The organism is Caballeronia sp. GACF4 (genome assembly GCF_023631025.1).
In the GTDB taxonomy this organism is placed as follows: domain Bacteria; phylum Pseudomonadota; class Gammaproteobacteria; order Burkholderiales; family Burkholderiaceae; genus Caballeronia.
On sequence record NZ_JALQDW010000004.1, the window covers coordinates 27,624 to 48,876 of the forward strand.

Below are 21,253 nucleotides of genomic sequence, written 5' to 3' on the forward strand. Positions count from 1 at the left end.
CTACCGATCTTCGTTGTCGTTGAGCGGAGCCAGCGCCGGGCGCTTCGTTCTCCAACTTCGCCAAAAGTTCGTGTGACGGCGCAGACGTGTGGGTGGCGCTTCATCGGCGCGACCCGTGCCCCGATAATGGACGATGGCCGAATCCGCCAGTCGCTTCAAGTCGCTCGGTTCGAACTCGCCGATATTGCGAAGCCGCGCCGGACGCGGATAACGCGGATTGACGTCCATCCATCGGTAGAGCGCCGGAACGATGCGCGACATGCTGCCCGCGCTCGCGGCCTTTCGAAGCGCCCGCCACGCGGCGAACTCGCCTTCCGCGCGTGCTTTGCGCCACGCCGCCCACCGGCGCCAGCCGCGCTCGATCAGTACACGCATGCGCGGATAAAACCAGATCGCGAGCGCCATAGCCGCCAGAGCGACACACGCATACATGACATCTCTCTCATCGAGGTAGATCACCGTGTGCCGCGCCAGGCCGCCCGGAATGTCCCAAAGCGGCCGTTCGCTCGCTGCATGCGCGCGAAAGCTGAGCGCCGGAAGATGAATCTTTTCGCGCGCGCGAGTGGTCGTGTTCCACCATTCGATATCGATTGCCGGCAGCGTGTACGTTCCCGGACGCTCGACGAGATACGCGACCGTATCCGTGCGCTCGCCCGCGACGAATCCCGAACGGTCCTGCGTGATATTGCGGGTTAGCGGCGGCTTCGAATAACGGCGCAATCCGGCGATGTCCGCAAAAGCGAGCGGTGGAATCAGCATCGACTCGGTGCCTTCCGCGCGCTCCGTGACGGCACGCGTCAAGGTGCCGCCGACTTCCAGCTTGCCGTCCGAAGGTTCGATTCTTTGCGTCACGGTAAGCTTTGGCGTGGGGAAAAACGACGCCATGTCTTCGGCCCCCGCCGGCACGCTTGCGACCAACTCCAGCCGGGGCGTCGTAAGCGTGACCGGTCCGTCGGCGCCGCCGGGATGCAGCGTGATGGCGAACGGCGGCACATCGAAAGTGCCCGCCGCGCGCGGCACGATTCGATAGACGCGCCGGACCCCGAACCAGCGCACACCGTCCATGGTCTCCGAAAGATTCTGCGCACTCTCGTCAGGCAACGTGACGAACGCATCGTGCACGTCGAACAGCGGCCAGTCCGGCGCGGCCGTGAACCATGTGGTCGTGAGCGCATCGACGACGAGTTGCGCCGCGCTGCCCGCCACCACCTTACCAGCCGGTTCGAGATGCGCGCGCAACATGGTTCGGGGCGCATCGTCCGCGTGAGCGATCGAAAACACGTTCGAGAGAATGACGAACCCTATCGCGAGGAGCAATCGCATCACGGGCTCGCTCCTGCTTCCTGTTCGAAGCGCTGATGCAAAAACGCCGCGGGCGATGTATTCAGATTACGCATCCACGTTTCCTCCGATGGACGCTGTTGCTCGACCAGCACGCGCTGGCCGCCTTTGATCTTCTTCTTGTCCGTCTCGACCTGATCGGGCTTCTGCGTGGTCGATTCGTCACTCTGCTCGTCGTCCTCGATGAGCATCTGTACCAGCTTCCGATTTGCACGCGCCTCCGCGAACCCCGCGCGATGCGCAATCGCGGCGTCGTAAGCCTTCATCGCGCCCGCGTAATCTTTTATCCGCGCGAGCGTGTTGCCGACATAGAACAACGCGTCCGGCGTGTCGAGTCGGGTGAACGTATCGAGTGCGCCGGCAAAGTCGCCGGCAAGATACTGTGCGCGGCCTTTCCACATGGGATCGTCGAAACGCGCGGCGGCACGCTTGTAGTCGCCATGTTCGAAGCTGTAGCGACCCTGCTGATCATGCGTTGCGAAGAGATCGAGCCACTCGAACGACGCGGCTTGCGCCTGCCTGGGAAAGTAAGCCATTGAAAGCGCAACTAGTATGATCGGCAGCCACTTCACCGTCCAGCCGCGCCTGAAGCAATACAAGGCGATGACGAGAATCGGCGCGAGCAGCCAGTAGCCCGATTCCTTCCAGCGCGGCACGATCTTCGAATCCTGCGCCGCTTCGAGATACACCTGCGCACGGTGCTGCACCCATTGCACGTCGTCATCGTCCGCGCGCATGCTTGCAAGCGGAATCGAAGCCGCTTGCGTGATTTTGCGGATGGCGGCTGCATCGAACGTGCCGGTGACAGGGCGGCCCGCTTCGTCAGTCGCGATTTCGCCGTTCGCTCCCCGGATCGCGCCGCCGCGTTCCGTGCCGACCGCGAGCCAAAGCAACTGGTGGCGCGATTCCTTCGCCATCCGAACGAAATCATCCGTATGACTTTCATCGAAACCGTCGCTCATGAAGACGATCGTGCCCGCTGCGTCGTCGGCCTTCTGCAAGACACGCTCCGCAAGCGCCAGGCCGGCAGCGGCGTTCTTGCCGTCATGCGGCATCAATTCGGGCGCGAGCGCAGGCACATAAAGCCCGAGCAAGGCGGGATCTTCCGTGGGCGGCACGACGAGATGCGCGCTCGCCGCGAACACCAGCAGCCCGGTGCGCGCGCCTTTGCGCGCTGCCGCGAGATCGAGCACCTTTTGCCTTGCGCGTTCGATACGGCTTGGCGCGACATCGGTTGCATCCATCGAACGCGCGAGTTCGAGGACGATCATGAGCGGCGCCTTGTCCCGATCGAAGGGCGGACGTTCCTGTTGCCACGTCGGCCCCGCCACGGCAATGGCGGATAAGGCGATCAGCGCGGCCAACGAATGGATCGGCTGCAAACCACGCTTCGCACGCTCGCCGACGATCAGATGCTCCAGCAAATGCGGCGCGATGATGTTGCGCCAGCGTGAACGCACATCGTTACGACGCAACCACGCAAACGGTAATAGCACGGCTGGGATGAACAGCAAGAGCCATAACGGGCGCAGGAAGTGAAAAGCCGTCAGATCGATAGCCATATCAAGCTCCGATCTCCCCGGGCACGCGACGCGGCGCGCGCAAGAGCGCAACGAGACAGGCAATGCCGTGATACAGCGTGAAGAGCGACACCGCGAGCGCGAGCGCCAGCCAGTAGAACTCCCGGCGCGGCCTGTACACCTCGCGCGTGATCTTTTCCGGTGTCATCTTGTCGATCTGCGCGTACACGGACGCGATGTCTTCCGCGCGGCCCATCGCATGGAACGACGTCCCGCCAGTCGTCCGGGCAATGCGCGTCAGCGCGTCGAGATCGACCTTGTCCTCGCCTTCGGTCTGCGGATCGCCGATACCGATGGTGTGCACCACGATGCCGTGATGCTTCGCAATCTGCGCGGCCTGCGTGGGCGCGATGGCGCTTGCGGTGTCGTTGCCATCGGTGAGCAGAATCAGCACCTTTTCCTGCGCGGGCGTGTTTTCCATGAGTCTGACCGCCAGCCCGATCGCGTCGCCGATAGCCGTGCGCGGTCCCGCCATGCCAATGCGCATGGCGTCGAGCAGCATCAGCACGCTGTCGTGATCGAGCGTGAGCGGCGCTTGCGGATAAGCACCGTCGCCGAACACGATCAGGCCGATGCGGTCGCCCTTGCGCTTCGCAATGAAATCGGCGACTACGCGCTTGACCGCGCTTAGGCGATCGAGCCGTTCGCCGGTCGCGCCATCGATGAAATCGCGCTCGCTCATCGATTGCGACAGGTCGATCGCAAGCAGCAAGTCACGCGCGGGCAACTCGTGCGTGACGGGCGGTTCGAGGAACACCGGCCGCGCCGCCGCAACCAGCAGCAAAATCCAGAGCACGGGCATGAGCAAGCGCTGCAGCCAGTTGCGGCGCAGACGCACGCCGCCAGGCGCGGGTTTCTCGCCGGCAGCATTGGCCATTTCTTGAAAGAACGGCATGCGCACGGCTGTCGATGTCGTGCGATACGCGGGCGCCAGCCACCACACGAAGAGGGGCAAGGGCAGCAGCGCGAACATCCACACGTACTCAAACTTCCACATGATGATGCTCGATCCAGTCGCGCGCCGCGTGAACGAGACGGTCGGCGTCCTGTCGCGTGATGGCGGCGAGTCGCGCTTGCGGCGCATATGTCGCGGTGAAAAGCAGCGCGCCGCTCGCATCGTCGAAGTGACCGTGCGTGGCGCGCAGAAATGCAAGCCAGGTTGCGCCGGTGAGCGAGGCCACTTGCCCGCGCGGCGCGGCGGCAAGCGCGGTACGTTTGATGAGCGGCGCGATCTCGGCAAGCGCGGCCGCACGGCTTGCTTCGTCGGCAAGCTTCGCTTCGATGCGCGCCAGTTCGGCAAGCGCCTCGCGCCGGTAGCGGCTCCTTTCATGCCGACGCCAGGCGAACCATCCGGCGAGCGCCGCCAACGCCGCGAGCAAGATAAGCACGATTAGCCAGCCGATGGTCCGCGGCATATACGACACGGGCTCGGGCAACGGTAACTCGCGCAGCGCCTGCAACGCGGCGGGCGTGTCGGCGGGCATGAGCGGCGTGGTCATAGGCCGCCTTGCGCCGCGCGACGCACGCGCTCGCCGAATAAGCGCCGCACCTGATCGACGACCGGTTCGGCGGTCGATAACGCCATCAACGGCACGCCGCTCGTGCGCAATAGCTCCGCAATCGCTGCCGCGCGGCCCTTGAAGAGGCTGGCGAGCGGCGCACGCACGCGTTCCTTTTCCATGCGCAGCTCCACTTGCAAGCGTCCTTCGCTCACCACCAGCGCGCGATGCTCGGGCATGCCTTGCCAGAGCGGATCGAAGACGAGCGCCGCGATCACGTCGTTATGCGCGGCAATCTGCCGGAGCAGCCGGCGCGTGCGTTCATCGGCGCCTGCAAAGTCGCTCATGATGCACACCAGAAAGTCGTGCGATGCGATCTGCAACACGCCTTCGAGCGCCGCATTGAGTTGCGCGTAATTCGTTCGCGCGAGACTCTCGGCATGCAACGACGCGTTCATCCGCGCGATGGCGCCGAACAGCAAGTCGATGCGCGCGCGACTTCGCAACGGACGCACGCGGACCACTTCTTCGTCGCCGAACACGACGCCGCCCACGCGATCCCCAGCGGCAAACGCCATCCACACGGCGAGCGCCGCCGCTTCGGCCGCGACCACGGACTTGAGCGCACGGCTCGATCCGAAGAACATGTTCATGCGCTGATCGACGATGACCAGAAGCGGCCGATCGCGCTCCTCGGTATAGACCCGCACATGCGGCTTGCCCGTGCGCAGGCTCACGCGCCAGTCGAGATGGCGTATGTCGTCGCCGGGCAAATAGCCGCGCAGTTCCTCGAAATTCAGGCCGCGTCCGCGCATGCGCGACGCTTGCCGTCCCGACAAGATGCTCGTTACGGGCGCGGGCGCGACGAAGCTCAAACCCCGCGCACGGCCTTCGAGCCCGGCGAGATGCGCGGCATCGACATAAACGCTGCCGATGGCCGAAGCGGGCGGGCCATGAACGTCTGCTGCGTCGTGCGGCATCGCGGGTTTCCTCCAGGCTCAAGCTGGCACGGCCACTTTCTCCACTAGCCGGTCTATCACGTGGTCGGCGCCGACCTTGTCGGCGGTCGCATCGTAGGACAGCAGCAAACGATGCCGCAGCACCGGATGGATGACCGCGCGCACGTCGTCTGGCGTGACGAAATCGCGCTCGTCGAGCCATGCATGCACGCGGCTCGCCCGATCCAGTCCGATCGCGCCGCGCGGGCTCGCTCCGACTTCGATCCATTTGCCGAGGTCGGCGTCGAGCGCGCCGCCATGACGCGTCGCGTTGACAATCGATACGATGTATTCGTCGATGGCCGGCGCCACCGCGACGCGCCGGACGGCCTCGCGCGCGGCGAACACAGCTTCCTGCGTCAGCGTTTCCATGGCGGCCGGCGCGCCCTCGCTTTCGCGACGCAGCAAGCGCAGCATGTCCGCCTCGCTCCGGGGCGACGCATAACCGATCAGCACCTTCATGAGAAAACGGTCCATCTGCGCTTCCGGCAGGGGATAAGTGCCTTCCTGTTCGATGGGATTCTGCGTCGCCATCACGAGGAAGAGCTCCGGCAGCGGGTACGTCTTGCCGGAGATTGAAATTTGCCGCTCTTCCATGGCTTCGAGCAGCGCGGATTGAACCTTGGCGGGCGCGCGGTTGATTTCGTCCGCGAGAATCAGATTGCCGAAGATGGGACCCGGCTGGAACGAGAGCGTGCGTTCGTTGCCCGATTGCAGAAGCGTCTCGCCGCCCGTGATATCCGAGGGCAGCAGATCGGGCGTGAACTGGATGCGCTTCATCGTGGCGGCCAGACGCGCCGCGATGGCCTTGACGGTACGTGTCTTTGCGAGACCCGGAAGGCTCTCGAGCAGCACGTGCCCATCCGCGAAAAGCGCAATGAGAATCTGGCGCACGACGGCCTCCTGGCCGATCACCGCTTGCCCGATGCTCGTCTCGAATCGCCGGATGAGGTCTTGCATGGCTCGCTCGCTAAGAGTGCAACGCGCACGCGTTGCTGATGCGATGATCCCGAAGCTGTCTGAACACGTGCTGCACAAGTTACTAAAGCAAGGCGGTTTCGTCAAAGCCGTGTCGGCCCTTTCGCAAGGATGCCTACCGTTTGCGGCATCGCTCGAAAAAAAGATTGCTAACATTTATTCGTTCGTATATTGGTGGCTCCATTGTGTTGGCTCCCATGCGACACGGTCGGGGTGACGGCAATGGCGAACATACCGGTGAATCACAACGCGGCCGGGCGAAGCTCGGAATTCAACGCAAGGCGCATGGCGCTCTGGGCCGTGCTCGTGCTGCTATGTCCGGCGCTCGTCGGATTCGCGGTGAGCCGCGCGCTGCGCGAGCCCGCCAGGCCGATGGTCCATGCCGTCCTCGGCGACGGCGTGAGCGGCCCGAAAGGCATGGCGTGGATACCCGGCGGCGAATTCCAGATGGGCAGCGACAGCAAGCTCGCGCAAGCCAACGAACGTCCGGCGCATACGGTGCGCGTTCACGGTTTCTGGATGGACGAGCATCACGTGACGAACGCCGAATTCGGCGCGTTCGTGGCGGCCACGCACTACATCACCACCGCTGAAAAGAAACCCGACTGGGAGACGCTCCGGGTGCAGTTGCCACCCGGCACGGCGCGTCCGCCGGACAGTGCGCTCACGCCGGGCGCAATGGTGTTCGTCGGCACACGGGAACAGGTGTCTCTGCAAGACTATTCGCGCTGGTGGCGCTTCGTGCCGGGCGCGGACTGGCGGCATCCCTCGGGGCCGTCGAGCAATATCGATGGCAAGGACGATCATCCCGTCGTGCAGGTCTCCTACGAAGACGCCGAGGCCTATGCCAAATGGGCGGGCAAGCGCCTGCCCACCGAAGCCGAATGGGAATTTGCCGCGCGCGGCGGGCTCGATCAGGCGACCTATTCCTGGGGCAACCAGTTCGCACCCGACGGCAAGCAAATGGCCAACGTCTGGCAAGGCCAGGAAAAGCAGCCGTTCCCCGTCGTCAACGCGAAAGCGGGCGGCGCGGCCGGGACGAGCCGCGTGGGGAGTTTTCCGGCCAACGGCTACGGACTCTCCGACATGACCGGCAACGCGTGGCAATGGGTAGCCGACTGGTACCGGGCCGATCAGTTCAGGCGCGAGGCATCGATAGGCGGGGTGGTCAACGAGCCCGCGGGCCCGGCCAGTTCATGGGACCCGGCCGATCCCGGCGTACCCGTGGAAGCGCCCAAACGCGTTACGCGCGGCGGTTCGTTTCTGTGCAACGAAGACTACTGCCTGAGCTATCGGCCAAGCGCGCGGCGCGGCACCGACCCCTACAACAGCATGTCGCACCTCGGTTTCAGACTCGTGGTGGATAAGGACGTCTGGCAAGCGGCGCATGGCGCATCGCCGGCGAATCCGACCCGGACCGCCGCTCGCTGAACGCATCGGCGCGGCAACACATTGCTTTCGCGAAAGGAGAGTCGAGTGCGGCGGGGACTTCGACACATTCTTGCTGGCGTGCGGGCCGCGCTGCTGACTGCCGCGTTCGCGGTGCTCCTGGCGGGCTGCGCGCGCTCCGGCAACGACGCGTCCGCGCAGGCCAGCGCCGGCGTGAGCGCCAGCACCGCGCAGACGGCGCAAGGCGTTCTGCCGTCGTGGCGCGGCGGCCGCGCTCGGCAAGCGCTCATCGACTTCGTGCAAACCGTCACGCGCGAAGGATCGCCAACCTATTTGCCGCCCGCGCGACGTATCGCCGTGTTCGACAACGACGGTACGTTGTGGAGCGAACAGCCTATCTATTTTCAGTTTGCCTTCATGCTCGATGAAGTGAAGGCGGCCGCGCCGAACCATCCGGAATGGCGCGGCGACCCGGCGTTCAAGGCGTTGGCATCGGGCGACAAGGCCGCGCTCGCGGGCCAGCAAAAAGCATTGCTGAAACTGCTCGCGGTGGCGAACAGCGGCATGACGGTCGATGAATACGACAGCGCCATTCGCGCGTGGCTCGCAAGATCGAAGCATCCGACGCTCGGGCGTCCGTACACCGCGCTCGTCTATCAGCCGCAACTCGAACTGCTCGACTATTTGCGGGCGAATGGCTTCAAGACTTTCATCGTGTCCGGAGGAACGATCGAATTCATGCGCGTGTTCGCCGAACAGGTCTACGGCATTCCGCCCGAGCAGGTGATCGGGTCGAGCCAGCTCGTGAAGTACGTCGTGCGCGACGGCAAGCCCGCGCTCGTGCGCGAACCGAAGCTCGATTTCGTCGACGACGGTCCCGGCAAGCCCGTCGGCATCTACCGGAACATCGGCAGGAAGCCCGTGCTCGCATTCGGCAACTCGGACGGCGACTTGCAGATGCTGCAATACACGGCCGCGCAGGACGGGCCGCATCTCGAACTGATCGTGCATCACGACGACGCGGCGCGCGAATTCGCCTACGACCGCCAGTCGAAGATCGGCAAGCTCGACCGCGCATGGGACGAGGCGCTCGCGCGCGGGTGGATCGTCGTGAGCATGAAGAACGACTGGAAGGCGGTTTATCCGGCAAGCGCGCCATGACGGGCGACGCGCGAAAGACGTAGGGCGCTCAAGGAGAATCACAATGACCAAGCCGCAACTCCGACGCTTCCGCTATATCACCGGCGCGCTCGCCGCGCTCGCGGCGATCTGCGTGCTGATCGTCCCGCCGATCGTCTCGACCGCGCAGACGCCGAACGCGGCGAAGCCCGCGAAACCCGCGCCGGCTCCCGCGCCCGCCGCCGCGCAGAACAATAATCAGAATGGGAAGAAGCCCAACATTCTCGTGATCTTCGGCGACGATATCGGGCAGACCAATATCAGCGCATATAGCAAAGGCGTGGTTGGCTACGAAACGCCGAACATCGATCGCATAGCCAACGAGGGCATGCTCTTCACCGACTACTACGCGGAGAACAGCTGCACGGCGGGCCGTTCGACCTTCATCACGGGCGAAGTCACCTTGCGCACGGGGCTGTCGAAAGTGGGCATTCCCGGCGCGGACGTCGGCCTGCAGGCGCAGAACATCACCATTGCCGAGGCGCTCAAGCCGCTCGGCTATGCGACCGGCCAGTTCGGCAAGAACCATCTCGGCGACCGCGATCAGTACTTGCCCACCAAGCACGGCTTCGACGAGTTCTTCGGCAACCTGTATCACCTGAACGCCGAGGAAGAACCGGAGCGTCCTTATTATCCGAAGAACGACACGGCGTGGGTCAAGGCGAACGCGCCGCGCGGCGTGATCCATTCGTTCGCGGATGGCCGCGTGCAGGACACGGGTCCGCTCAACACCAAACGCATGGAGACGATCGACGACGAAACGACGAGCGCCGCGATCGACTTCATGCAGCGCCAGAACAAGGCCAACAAGCCTTTCTTCGTGTGGATGAACACGACGCGCATGCATTTGTTCACGCACGTGCGGCCATCCATGCTCGGTCAAAGCGGCATGCCGGGCAACGAATACGCCGACGGCATGATCGAGCATGACAACGACGTCGGCAAGCTGCTCAAGGCGCTCGACGACATGAAGATCGCGGACAACACCATCGTCGTCTATACGACGGACAACGGGCCGAACCAGTTCTCATGGCCGGATGCCGCCACCACGCCTTTCCGCAGCGAGAAAAACACCAACTGGGAAGGCGCGTTCCGGGTGCCCGCGATCATCCGCTGGCCCGGCAAGATCAAGCCGGGGACGGTTTCGCGGCAGATGATCTCGGGCCTCGACTGGTTCCCGACGCTGGTCGCCGCCGCGGGCGACAACGGCATTGCCGACCGCTTGCTCAAGGGCGCGGCGATCGGCGGCAAGAACTTCAAGGTGCATCTGGACGGCTATAACTTCGTGCCGTATCTCACTGGCCAGACGAAGGACGCGCCACGTCACGAGTTCTTTTACTTCAACGACGATGGCCTGCTCGTCGCGATGCGCCAGGACGACTGGAAGGTGGTCTTCTGCGAGCAGCGCCAGCCGGGCGGCTATGAAGTGTGGGCGAACCCGTTCACGTGTCTGCGCGTGCCGAAAATCTTCAATCTGCGCATGGACCCTTACGAGCGCGCCGATATCGTCTCCGACCAGTATTACGACTGGACCACAAAGAACGTGTATATCGCGCAATACGCCGTCTCGAAGGTCGCGCCGTTCCTCGCGACGTTCAAGCAATATCCGCCCGCTCAACGGCCCAGCAGCTTCAGTATCGACCAGATGACCGACAACTTGATGAAGAGCATCGAAAGCGCGGGCAAGTGATCCGGGAGCCGAGAGACGATGACAGATCTGAGCGCCGCGATCAAATCCGCCCGGACCAAGGCAAGCCGCCGCGCACCGGCCAGCGCCGATGCGCATCACGCGAGCACCATGCGTCTCGCGTGGCCTGCGTTGCTGTTGTTTGCATCGGGCGGCGCGGCGCTGATCTACCAGGTGTTGTGGGTGCGGCAACTCACGCTCGTGGTCGGCATCGAAGTGCAGGCCGTGACCGTTGCGATCAGTGCGTTCTTTGCGGGACTCGCACTCGGCGGATGGCTCTTCGGCAAGTTCGCCGACCGGAGCATGCGGCCGTGGTTACTGTACGCGGGACTGGAACTCGCCGTGCTTGGCCTCGGTCCGGGCGCGACGCACGCGCTGGCGCACTCGGCCGCGCTCTTCGCGACGCTGCAAGAGCGCGCCGGGCCGCTTGCGTGGTTCTTGCCTTTCGCGCTGGTCGGCGCGCCTGCCATCGCGATGGGCGGCACTTTGCCCGTCCTCATGCGTGTAACCGGCGCGTCGCGGCAAGACATCGGTGGCGCGGGCGGGCGGTTGTACGCGGCCAATACCGCGGGCGCCATCGCTGGCGCGTTGCTGCCGGTGTTCGTGCTGATTCCTTTGCTAGGCGTGCAGGGCAGCGCCTATGCGGCCGCGCTTCTCAATGCCTGCGCCGCGATCGGTGCAATGTTGCTCATGCGCCGCGCCGCCGTGCAGAACGGTTCGCTCGATGACCCCGCCGCGCGCGCCAGCGCCGCTTCCTCCGGCTCGCGCATCGCCATTGCGCTCTATGCCGTCGCGGGTGGCATCGCGCTCGGCTACGAGGTGATCTGGTCGCAGGCCATCGGGCAATTCGTCAGCACGCGCAGCTTCGCTTTTTCTATCGTGCTCGCCACGTATTTGCTCGGTCTTGCGCTCGGCAGCGCGATCGCGGCGCGCCATGCCCAACGGATACGCGACCCGTGGAGCGCATTCGGCGTGCTGATCGCGTTGGCGGGTCTGGCCGCGTTCGCGGGCGTCGCATGCGTGGGCGACTGGCTTTCGCTCGCCCAGCGTCACGCAGCCGACTTCGGCCTGAGCGTGACGGGCAACATGCTCGCGTCGATGAGCGCGGGCTTTGCCGTCGCCGCATGCGTGATCGTGCTCGTGCCGACGATCTTGCTCGGCGCGGCGTTCCCTTTCGCGCTCGCCATGGCCGCCGATGGGGACACCGCGCACGGAAGCGGCATCGCAAGCCGGGTAGGGCGCGTCGTCGCGATGAATACGGCGGGCGGCATCGGCGGGACGCTGTTTGCGGGTTTCGTGCTGATTCCGTCGCTCGGTCTGATCCGCTCGCTCGGCTTGCTTGCGGTCGCGGCGAGTCTGATCGGCTTGTCGGCGGCACTGAGCGCGCGCTCCGCACAAAAGGCCGGCATCTGGGCAAGCGCGGGCATTGCGGCGATCTCGGTTGCCGTCGCGATCGTCGTGCCGTCCGACCGGCTTGGCGTGCTGCTCGCCAAGGCGCATCACGGCAGCCTTGCCTATTACGAGGAAAGCTCGGGCGGGACGGTCGCCGTGCTCGAACAAGGCGCGGAGGCGCAACGGTTCCGCCGTCTCTACATTCAAGGTGTCTCGAACTCGGGCGACGCCATGACGTCGCTGCGCTACATGCGTCTGCAAGCGCTGCTGCCGCTCATCGTGCATGCCGGTGCGCCGCGTTCCGCGCTCGTCATCGGACTCGGCACGGGTATCACGGCGGGCGCGCTGCTCGCGTGGCCGGGCCTCGAAAAACGGGTGGTCGCCGAATTGTTGCCGGCGGTCGTGCGCGCGTCGCCGGCGTTCGCGGGCAATTACGACGTGAGCGCCGATCCGCGCATCGAACTTCGAGCCGGAGATGGCAGGCGCGAACTGCTGTCGCGCGATGAACGCTACGACCTCGTGACGCTCGAACCGCCGCCGCCATCGGCGGCGGGCGTGGTGAACCTGTATTCGACTCAGTTCTACCGGCTCGCGGCGGCGCGATTGAACGAGCGCGGTATCGTCGCGCAATGGTTGCCAATCGCGACGCAAAACGAGCAGGAAACGCGCTCGCTCATCCGCAGCTTCATGCAGGTGTTTCCGCATGCCGCGCTCTTCACGACCGAGTTCCACGAGATGATGCTGATCGGCTCCAGGGAGCCGTTGACGCTCGACGTGCCGCGCATTCGCGAGCGCTTGGCACAGCCCGACGTAGCGCGCGCGTTGAACGAGGTGGGCATCGGCTCGGCGGAAGCGCTTCTTGCAACTTATGTCGCGGACGGCCCCGCACTTGCCTACTATGCCGCCGATGCCCGCCCCGTCACCGACGACGATCCGCGCATCGAATACGCGCCGTGGGTCGAGCCGACGGATTTTCCGGCGACGCTGACGCGCTTGCTGGCGTTGCAGAGCGAACCGCCGCTCGCAAACGGCGACGCCGGATTCACCGACGCGCTGCACAGCGAGCGCGACACACTGCATGCGTTTTACCGGGCGGGACTCGATGCGTATCGTGGCGACCGCAACGCATGGGCGGGGGAAATTCGCGCGGTGCTGAGCGCCGACCAGGCGAACCCGTATTACCGCTGGGTGCTCGGCGCGCACGACTGAGCGCCGCATCTTGCTTGCGTGAAATCGTTGTTTTTTCTAAAGGCGATGAACCGGCATGACGTTACCGACACACCACCTCATGCATGCTTTCCGAGTCCATTGGCATCGCCTCGCCGTGGCGCTTTTCGTGGTCGGCGTCTGCCTGCTGCCTTTATCCTCGCGTGCGACCGAGGGCGCGTTGGGGCGGCCCGTTGCGGGCATGAGCGTGCTGTCCGGAATCGGCATTGTTCCGCCAGAGCCGCTGACGCTGGTGAGTCTGCAGCAAATTTATATCGATGGTTCCATCAGCGGCAACCGTCAGGTCCCGATTGCCGGCAAGACCTCGCTCGGGATCGACGGGCAAGTCGCCTTCACGCTCGCGACGGTGCTCAAGGTATGGGGCGGCTTTGCGGGATGGGACTTCGCATCGGGAATCACGGTTCCGTACGTATGGACCGAAGTGACGGCATCGTTTTCGGCGGGGCGTTTCGGAACGACGAGCAGCGACCGCGCGTCGAATCTGTTCGACCTCTACTTCACGCCTATCGTGGCCGGGTATCACTTTTCCCAGACGGCGCATATCGCGCTCAGCTTCAATTTCTGGGCGCCCACCGGTCACTACGATGCGAACGCGCTCGCCAATCCCAGTCTGAATAACTGGACCTTCGTCCCGCAGGTCGCGTTCACCCAGTTGATGCCGAAATACGGGCTCGAATTCGACGTCGTGGCCGGTCTCCAGTTTTATACGCGAAACACCGCAACCGATTATCAGAACGCGCCATTGTTCACGCTGGATGCAATGGGACTGAAGAAGTTCTCGAACGGACTGGGGGTTGGCCTCGTGCTCGGAACGGTTCAGCAGTTGGGCAACGACTCGGGACCGCTCGCGGACAGGCTGAACGGCTTCCGGGGGCACGACTTTTCGATGGGTCCGATCCTCACCTACGACACCAAGATCGACGGCAAGCGCCCGTTGTCGGCGAGCTTGCGATGGGTGCCGTCGATTGCAAGCACGAACCGGTTGAAGAGCACGGCGAGCGTGATGGCGACCATGTCCGTCGCTTTCTAGGCCGCGGCCGCCCTTCGATCGACGAGTCGAAACACTGCGCCCCCGGCGTTTTTTCAACTGCACCGCGCCTGCTTTCTGGTCGATAATGCGGCGAACCGTTGCGCCGCCGCGCCCACGACCCATGCGCTCATGACTGAAGTCGAATCCGCCGTCCTCGTTTTCGCGTTGCTGCTCGCAAGCACCGGCTTGGGCGCGATCGTCCGGCCGTTGCTGCCCGAGGAGCACAAGGCGCAGGAGACCGTGCAACTCGTGCAACTGCTGGTCGGCATGCTGGTGACCTTCGCGGCGCTCGTGCTCGGCTTGCTGACGGCATCCGCGAAAACGGTCTTCGATACCACCAACACCGACTTGCGCAGCTACGCGACATCGATCATCGAACTCGATCACACCATGCGCGATTACGGCGCCGACCTTGAGCGCGCACGTGCGCTCTTGCGCTCGTACACCGCTGCGGCGATCGCCAGCACCTGGCCCGACGAAGCGCCGCCCTTGGGCGATTATCCGGCGGTCGGCACATCGCTTGGCGGAGCCGACAATCTCGCGAGCCGCACACTCGGCGAATTGCTCAATCGTGGCCAGCATGAAGTGCGCATGCTCGCACCGGGCGATGCCTACCACCAGCGCCTCGCCGACGAATGCGCGACGCGCTTCGAAGACCTCATTGCGCTGCGCTGGAAGCTCGTCGAGGAAGCGCATGGGTCGATCTCCTATCCGTTCGACCGGATTCTCGTCGGCTGGCTGCTCATCATCTTTCTGTGCTTCGGGCTGATCGCGCCGCGCAACGCGCTGTCGCTCGTGACGATCACGCTGGGCGCGCTGTCGATCGCCTCGGCGGTGCTTGTGATCCTCGATCTCGACACGCCGTTCTCCGGTCCGATCATGGTGCACAGCCAACCGATGCGCGACGCGCTGGCTTATCAGAGCCGCTAATCTCCGGTTACGCTGACGCGTGCTTCGTCGCGCTCGCCGACGAGAAGCGCTAATCTCCTGTTACGCTGAGCGGCGCTTCGTCGCGCTCCATCACTCGTTCGCCTACAGAGCCGCTCATGTCCAGTTACGCTGATCCACGCATCGTCGCGCTCTACGACGCGCTCAATCCCGCCGCCGCCGATACCGCGTTTTATCTCGCGCTAGCCGAATCGGCGGGACATATCGTCGATCTGGGCTGCGGCACGGGCTTGCTCGCCTGCGAATTGGCGATGCGCGGCTACAAGGTCACGGGCATCGATCCTTCCGCGCCGATGTTGCGCGTTGCGCGCGCGCGTGCGCATGGCGAGCGCGTGACGTGGATCGAAGGCGACGCCTCCGCCTTGCCGTTCGTCGCCCCTGCCGATCTCTTGTTGATGACGGGTCACGTCGCGCAAGTCTTTCTCGACGACGCCACCTTTCTCGCCACGCTCGTGGCCGCGCGCCGGGCGGTGCGTCGTGGCGGACGCATCGCCTTCGAAAGCCGCAATCCCCATGCGCGCGCGTGGGAGCGATGGACGCCGGAGCATTCGCGACGTCGCGTGAGCGGGCCGGATGGCCGCGGCGTCGAAGTGTGGCAGGAACTCCACGCGACCCCCGATCCGCTAATCAGCGCACGCGCGGCCTTCACGACGCACTATCGTTTCGACGATGGCGAGACGCTATCCACAAAGAGCGAGTTGCGCTTTCGCTCGCGCGATGAGTTGGCGCGCCTGCTCGATGACGCGGGTTTTGCGCAGATCGATTGGTATGGAAACTGGGATCGTGCGCCGGTGACGGACGAGAGTCCCGAGTTGATCGCCGTGGCGTCGTGAACGCTCGGAAGCGAGCGCGCCACGTAGGCGTGGCGAGTAGCCACGACAACTTCACGACACGCGGTGTATCCTTGGTCGCGGCCTCGGCGCGAAGGCTCGCGCAATCGGCCGGTTTATCGACAAGGAGAACACGATGCTTAAGAAAACGCTCTCGAAAGCGCTATTGCCCGGCGCATTCGCGCTCTCGATGCTCGCTGGCGCGGCACATGCGCAATCGTCGCGCGTCTACTTCGTGGAGCCGAAGGACGGCGCCACCGTCACGAGCCCCGTGCATGTGAAGTTCGGCGTGGACGGCATGAAGATCGCGCCAGCCGGCACGATGACGGAAGGCACCGGACATCACCATCTGCTCATCGACAGCGGTCCTTTGCCCAAGGGCACCGTGATTCCCGCGAACGATACCTCGCTGCACTTCGGTAAAGGCCAGACGGAAGCCGATGTGAAGCTGCCGCCGGGCGATCACACGCTCACCATGCAGTTCGGCGACGGCCAGCACAAGTCGTATGGGCCGGAGATGAGTTCCACGATCAAGGTTCATGTGAAGTAACGTGATGGCGGCGGGGGCAGCGGCGATTCCTTGCGGAATGGCCGAGGCTGCCGCCGCGCTTCTTTCGTCCCTACACCGGCACGCCGCATCCGCATCCAGCCGACGATTGCATCGGCCGCATCGACGTCCCATGCGTTTCGGACCAGCCACGCCGCCGCCCTCATCCATACGGCCAGGGCCTTCGCCGACGACCGCGCGCGCACGCCGCGTTTCCGACTCGCCATCCTCGTCCATTCAGCCAGCGCCCCAACCCTCGGGCCTAACATCGGTACAATGGCCGCTTCCCCGGTATCGCACTGTTCGCATCCATCCCCATGTCGCTTTATTCCATTACGGACGCGCAGCTCGCGTTCGGTCACGTCGCATTGCTCGATCACGCGGATTTTTCGCTCGAAGCGGGTGAACGCGTCGGTCTGATCGGCCGCAACGGCGCGGGCAAGTCGTCGCTACTCAAGATCGTGGCGGGGCTCGCCGCGCCCGACGACGGTCTCGTCACGCGTCAGAACGAACTCTCCACGGTCTATGTGCCGCAGGAACCCGAATTCGATCTCGACGCCACCGTGTTCGATGTCGTCGCCTCCGGCCTGACCGAAGCACGCGCGCTCCTCGACGAATACGACGCCGTCGCCCACGAACTCGCGGATACCCCCGAAGGCGCGCAGCACGACGCCTTGCTCTCGCGCATGAACGCGCTGCAATCGGCGCTCGATTTGCGCGATGCCTGGAACTGGCGCAATCGCGTCGCGACCACGCTCGCGCAGATCGGTCTCAACGGCGACGCGCGTTCGGGCGCGCTGTCCGGCGGCATGAAAAAGCGTGTCGCCCTGGCCCGCGCGCTCGTCGTGCAGCCCGACGTGCTCTTGCTCGACGAACCGACCAACCATCTCGACTTCGACGGCATCCGCTGGCTGGAAGACCTGCTCGTGACACTGCGCACGGGGCTGCTGTTCATCACGCACGATCGCGCGTTTCTGGATCGCGTGGCTACACGCATCGTCGAACTGGATCGCGGGCGGCTCTTGTCGTATCCCGGCAATTTCAGCGCGTACCAGACGAGAAAGGCGCAGCAACTCGAAGTCGAACAGGTGGAAGTGGCGAAGTTCGACAAACTGCTCGCGCAGGAAGAAGTGTGGATTCGCAAGGGCGTGGAAGCACGCCGCACGCGCAGTGTCGGACGCATTGCGCGGCTCGTCGAGATGCGCAACGAACGCGCCGAACGCCGCAACGTGCAAGGCAACGTCAAGCTGGATGTCGGGCAGGGCGAGAAATCCGGCAAGATCGTCTCCGAACTGACCGATGTAACCAAACGCTTTGGCGGGCGCACCGTCGTCGATGCCTTCACGGCCACCGTCATGCGCGGCGACAAGATCGGGTTCGTCGGGCCGAACGGCGCGGGCAAGACGACGCTGCTCAAGCTGATTCTCGGCGAATTGCAGCCCGACGAAGGGCGCGTGCGTACCGGCACGAACATTCAGGCGGCGTATTTCGATCAGATGCGCGCACAGCTCGATCTCGACAAATCGCTCGCCGACACCATCAGCCCCGGCAGCGAATGGGTCGAAGTGAACGGCGTGAAGAAGCACGTGATGAGCTATCTCGGCGACTTCCTGTTCGCACCGGAACGCGCGCGCTCGCCGGTGCGCTCGCTGTCAGGCGGCGAGCGCAATCGGCTGCTGCTTGCGCGGCTCTTTGCGCGGCCCGCCAACGTGCTCGTGCTGGATGAGCCGACCAACGATCTCGACATTCCCACGCTCGAACTGCTCGAAGAACTGCTCGCGGAATACGACGGCACCGTGCTGCTCGTGAGTCACGACCGCGCTTTTCTCGACAACGTGGTGACGTCCGTGTTCGCCGCGGAAGGCGGCGGCAAGTGGCGCGAGTATGTCGGCGGCTTCTCGGACTGGCAGATTCAGCGCGAACGTTCGGAGCGTATCGCCGAGGAAGCCGCGCGTCAGAGCGCGAAGGAAGCGACGAAGGACGACGCGCCGAAGGAAAGCGCGGCCGGCCGCAACGCGCAACGCAGCGTCAAGATGTCGTTCAAGGAACAGCGCGAGCTGGAAGCGCTGCCGGTGCGCATCGCGGAACTGGAAGAGGAGCAAAAGCGCATCGGCGCGCAGCTGGAAGACGGTTCGATCTTCGCGAAGGACGCCAAGGAAGGCGCGCGTCTTTCGGAGCGGCACGCAGCGATCGACGAGGAACTCATGATTGCGCTCGAGCGCTGGGAAGAGCTCGAAGCCAAGCGCAAGTAACACACGCATTTCAGCATGCCTGGCCGCGACCGCGCGAAATCGGCGCGGTCAGGGCTGGCCTTTTATTCGTCCGATGTGGGCGGCGCGGACGAAAACCGCTATTCTCCTAGCGCGGCCAAGGATCGGCGGGCGGGGCGAGCGCTCCGCACGAGCACATCCGGCCAGGCAGATAACGTTTCGAGCAATCGATCAAGCATTCGCCGGCACTTCGGGCGCATGTCGTGGCATTCCCGCGAGCACGCACGATGCCGGGTCAACGTTCAACTATGACCACGAAAAAATCCAGCGCGGCCGAGTCAGGCACGCAACACCGCGCAGCGCAACGAGAGCGCGCGATGAGCGCGAAAGCGGCCGGCTACAGCGAAGCATCGATCAAGGTTCTCAAGGGGCTCGAGCCGGTCAAGCAGCGGCCCGGCATGTACACGCGCACCGAGAACCCGCTGCATATCATTCAGGAAGTCATCGACAACGCGTCCGACGAGGCGCTCGGCGGCTACGGCAAGCAGATCACCGTCACGCTTCATACGGACAACTCCGTGTCCGTCGAGGACGACGGCCGTGGCATTCCGTTCGGCTTGCATCCGGAGGAAGGCGTGCCGGTGGTCGAAATCGTGTTCACGCGCTTGCACGCGGGCGGCAAGTTCGACAAGGCCGCGGGCGGCGCCTACACGTTTTCCGGCGGGCTGCACGGCGTGGGCGTATCGGTCACGAACGCGCTTGCCACGCGCCTCGAAGTCACGGTCTGGCGCGACAACAAGATCGCGCAACTGGCGTTCGCCAATGGCGACGTCATCGAGCAACTCGTCACGCGCCCCGGCGACCGGGGCGCGAAAAAGACGGGCACGCGCGTGCGCGCCTGGCCCAATCCCAAGTACTTCGACTCCCCGAATTTCCCGCTCGGCGAATTGCAGCGCCTGTTGCGTTCTAAAGCCGTCTTGCTGCCGGGCGTGGAAGTGGCGCTCGTCATCGAGAAAACGGGCGAACGGCAATCGTGGCGATACGAAGACGGTTTGCGCGGCTATCTGCTCGAAGGCATGGGCGGCAGCGACTTGCTGATCCCGCTTTTCGAAGGCGAACGTTTCGCGGAAAGCTCGCGTTCCAGCGAGGAAACCTTCGCCGAAGGCGAGGGCGCGTCGTGGGTCGTCGCGTGGAGCGAGGAAGGGCCGCTTCTGCGCGAGTCTTACGTCAATCTGATCCCGACGCCCGCGGGCGGCACGCACGAATCCGGCCTGCGCGACGGGCTCTTTCAGGCGGTTAAAAGTTTCGTCGAGCTTCATAACCTTCAGCCGAAGGGCGTGAAACTTCTCGCCGAGGACGTGTTCGCGCGCGTGTCGTTCGTGCTCTCCGCGAAAGTGCTCGATCCGCAGTTCCAAGGCCAGATCAAGGAACGCCTGAACAGTCGCGATGCCGTAAAACTCGTTTCGTCGTTCTCGCGTCCGGCGCTCGAATTGTGGCTCAACCAGCACGTGGAATACGGCAAGAAGCTCGCGGAACTGGTGATTCGCCAGGCACAGGCGCGTACACGTGCCGGGCAGAAGGTCGAGAAGCGCAAGAGTTCGGGCGTCGCGGTTCTGCCGGGCAAGCTGACGGATTGCGAATCGACGGATATCGCGCGTAACGAACTCTTTCTCGTCGAGGGCGATTCGGCGGGCGGCTCCGCGAAAATGGGCCGCGACAAGGAGTTCCAGGCCATCCTGCCCTTGCGCGGCAAGGTGTTGAACACGTGGGAAACGGAACGCGACCGGCTCTTCGCGAACAACGAAGTGCATGACATCGCCGTGGCGATCGGCGTCGATCCGCATAGTCCGGACGACAAGATCGACCTGTCGAATCTGCGCTACGGCAAGATCTGCATTCTCTCGGACGCGGACGTCGACGGCTCGCACATTCAGGTGCTCTTGCTCACGCTTTTCTTCAAGCACTTCCCGCAACTGATCGAACGCGGTCACGTGCATGTGGCGCGTCCGCCGCTCTTTCGTGTCGATGCCCCCGCGCGCGGCAAGAAGCCCGCGCAGAAACTCTACGCGCTCGACGAAGGCGAACTCGAAGCCATTTTAGACAAGCTGCGCAAGGACGGCGTGCGCGAAACCGCATGGACCATCAGCCGCTTCAAGGGCCTCGGCGAAATGAGCGCGGAACAGCTCTGGGACACGACCATGAACCCCGACACGCGCCGTTTGCTGCCGGTCGGCCTGGGCGATCTCGGCTTCGATCTCACCGTCTCGCGCATGACCATGCTGATGGGCAAGGGCGAAGCCGCGTCGCGCAGAAGCTGGCTCGAAGAGAAGGGCAACGAAGTGGAAGCGGACATCTGAGCCTCGCAATCTGGCCCATAGCGCCCGCATGCAACGCGCCCTGAACGCATAACAACGGATA

General features: G+C 64.4%; 16 protein-coding genes. 10 read left to right on the plus strand and 6 right to left on the minus strand.

The annotated features are described in order from the left end of the window. The 6 genes from NCR40_RS04035 to NCR40_RS04060 are packed head-to-tail and all read right to left on the minus strand — an operon-like array spanning position 1 to position 6,378. Positions 1–1,323 (minus strand): hypothetical protein, encoded by a 1,323-nt coding sequence (locus NCR40_RS04035; RefSeq protein WP_250508992.1) that lies wholly within the window; start codon positions 1,321–1,323, stop codon positions 1–3. Continuing rightward, positions 1,323–2,903, minus strand: coding sequence for a vWA domain-containing protein (locus NCR40_RS04040; protein ID WP_250508782.1), 1,581 nt, complete (start codon positions 2,901–2,903; stop codon positions 1,323–1,325). The genes NCR40_RS04035 and NCR40_RS04040 overlap by 1 nt, the downstream gene beginning before the upstream one ends. 1 nt (position 2,904) lies before the next feature. Then, complete coding sequence (locus tag NCR40_RS04045) at positions 2,905–3,918, minus strand: vWA domain-containing protein (protein ID WP_250508783.1); 1,014 nt, start codon at positions 3,916–3,918, stop codon at positions 2,905–2,907. Then, on the minus strand, positions 3,905–4,420 hold the full coding sequence (locus tag NCR40_RS04050; RefSeq protein ID WP_250508784.1) for a DUF4381 domain-containing protein: 516 nt from the start codon (positions 4,418–4,420) through the stop codon (positions 3,905–3,907). Before NCR40_RS04050 ends, NCR40_RS04045 begins: the two co-directional genes overlap by 14 nt. Then, entirely contained in the window at positions 4,417–5,400 is a 984-nt protein-coding gene (locus NCR40_RS04055) for a DUF58 domain-containing protein (protein WP_250508785.1), read from the minus strand. The genes NCR40_RS04050 and NCR40_RS04055 overlap by 4 nt, the downstream gene beginning before the upstream one ends. Before the next feature lie 18 nt (positions 5,401–5,418). Then, positions 5,419–6,378: an AAA family ATPase gene (locus NCR40_RS04060; protein WP_250508786.1), complete on the minus strand. Its 960-nt coding sequence runs from the start codon at positions 6,376–6,378 to the stop codon at positions 5,419–5,421. Positions 6,379–6,618: 240 nt separating this feature from the next. Between NCR40_RS04060 and NCR40_RS04065 the strand changes: the two genes are divergently transcribed. The 10 genes from NCR40_RS04065 to NCR40_RS04110 all read left to right on the plus strand — a co-directional run bounded on the left by NCR40_RS04065 (position 6,619) and on the right by NCR40_RS04110 (position 21,192). Then, positions 6,619–7,827, plus strand: a complete 1,209-nt coding sequence (locus tag NCR40_RS04065) for a formylglycine-generating enzyme family protein (RefSeq protein ID WP_370652093.1) — start codon at positions 6,619–6,621, stop codon at positions 7,825–7,827. A 45-nt stretch (positions 7,828–7,872) separates the two neighbouring features. Then, positions 7,873–8,946 carry an HAD family hydrolase gene (locus NCR40_RS04070; RefSeq protein ID WP_250508787.1) on the plus strand — a complete coding sequence of 358 codons (1,074 nt, stop codon included), beginning with the start codon at positions 7,873–7,875 and terminating at the stop codon, positions 8,944–8,946. 43 nt (positions 8,947–8,989) lie between these two features. Beyond that, a complete protein-coding gene (locus tag NCR40_RS04075; RefSeq protein WP_244827481.1) occupies positions 8,990–10,654 on the plus strand; it encodes an arylsulfatase in 1,665 nt (554 codons plus the stop codon). 18 nt (positions 10,655–10,672) lie between these two features. Beyond that, a complete protein-coding gene (locus NCR40_RS04080; protein WP_250508788.1) occupies positions 10,673–13,252 on the plus strand; it encodes a fused MFS/spermidine synthase in 2,580 nt (859 codons plus the stop codon). Positions 13,253–13,331: 79 nt separating this feature from the next. Then, positions 13,332–14,300, plus strand: a complete 969-nt coding sequence (locus NCR40_RS04085; protein ID WP_250508789.1) for a SphA family protein — start codon at positions 13,332–13,334, stop codon at positions 14,298–14,300. Between the two features lie 129 nt (positions 14,301–14,429). After that, positions 14,430–15,230 (plus strand): bestrophin-like domain, encoded by an 801-nt coding sequence (locus tag NCR40_RS04090; protein ID WP_250464137.1) that lies wholly within the window; start codon positions 14,430–14,432, stop codon positions 15,228–15,230. 116 nt (positions 15,231–15,346) lie between these two features. Beyond that, a complete protein-coding gene (locus tag NCR40_RS04095) occupies positions 15,347–16,081 on the plus strand; it encodes a class I SAM-dependent methyltransferase (RefSeq protein ID WP_250508790.1) in 735 nt (244 codons plus the stop codon). A 187-nt stretch (positions 16,082–16,268) separates the two neighbouring features. Continuing rightward, positions 16,269–16,628 (plus strand): DUF4399 domain-containing protein, encoded by a 360-nt coding sequence (locus NCR40_RS04100; RefSeq protein ID WP_244827998.1) that lies wholly within the window; start codon positions 16,269–16,271, stop codon positions 16,626–16,628. A gap of 314 nt (positions 16,629–16,942) precedes the next feature. Next, the gene (locus tag NCR40_RS04105) at positions 16,943–18,877 is read left to right on the plus strand and encodes an ATP-binding cassette domain-containing protein (protein WP_250508791.1); all 1,935 of its coding nucleotides are present in this window, start codon (positions 16,943–16,945) and stop codon (positions 18,875–18,877) included. A 335-nt stretch (positions 18,878–19,212) separates the two neighbouring features. Further along, entirely contained in the window at positions 19,213–21,192 is a 1,980-nt protein-coding gene (locus tag NCR40_RS04110; RefSeq protein ID WP_244827487.1) for a DNA topoisomerase IV subunit B, read from the plus strand. Positions 21,193–21,253 lie beyond the last annotated feature (61 nt).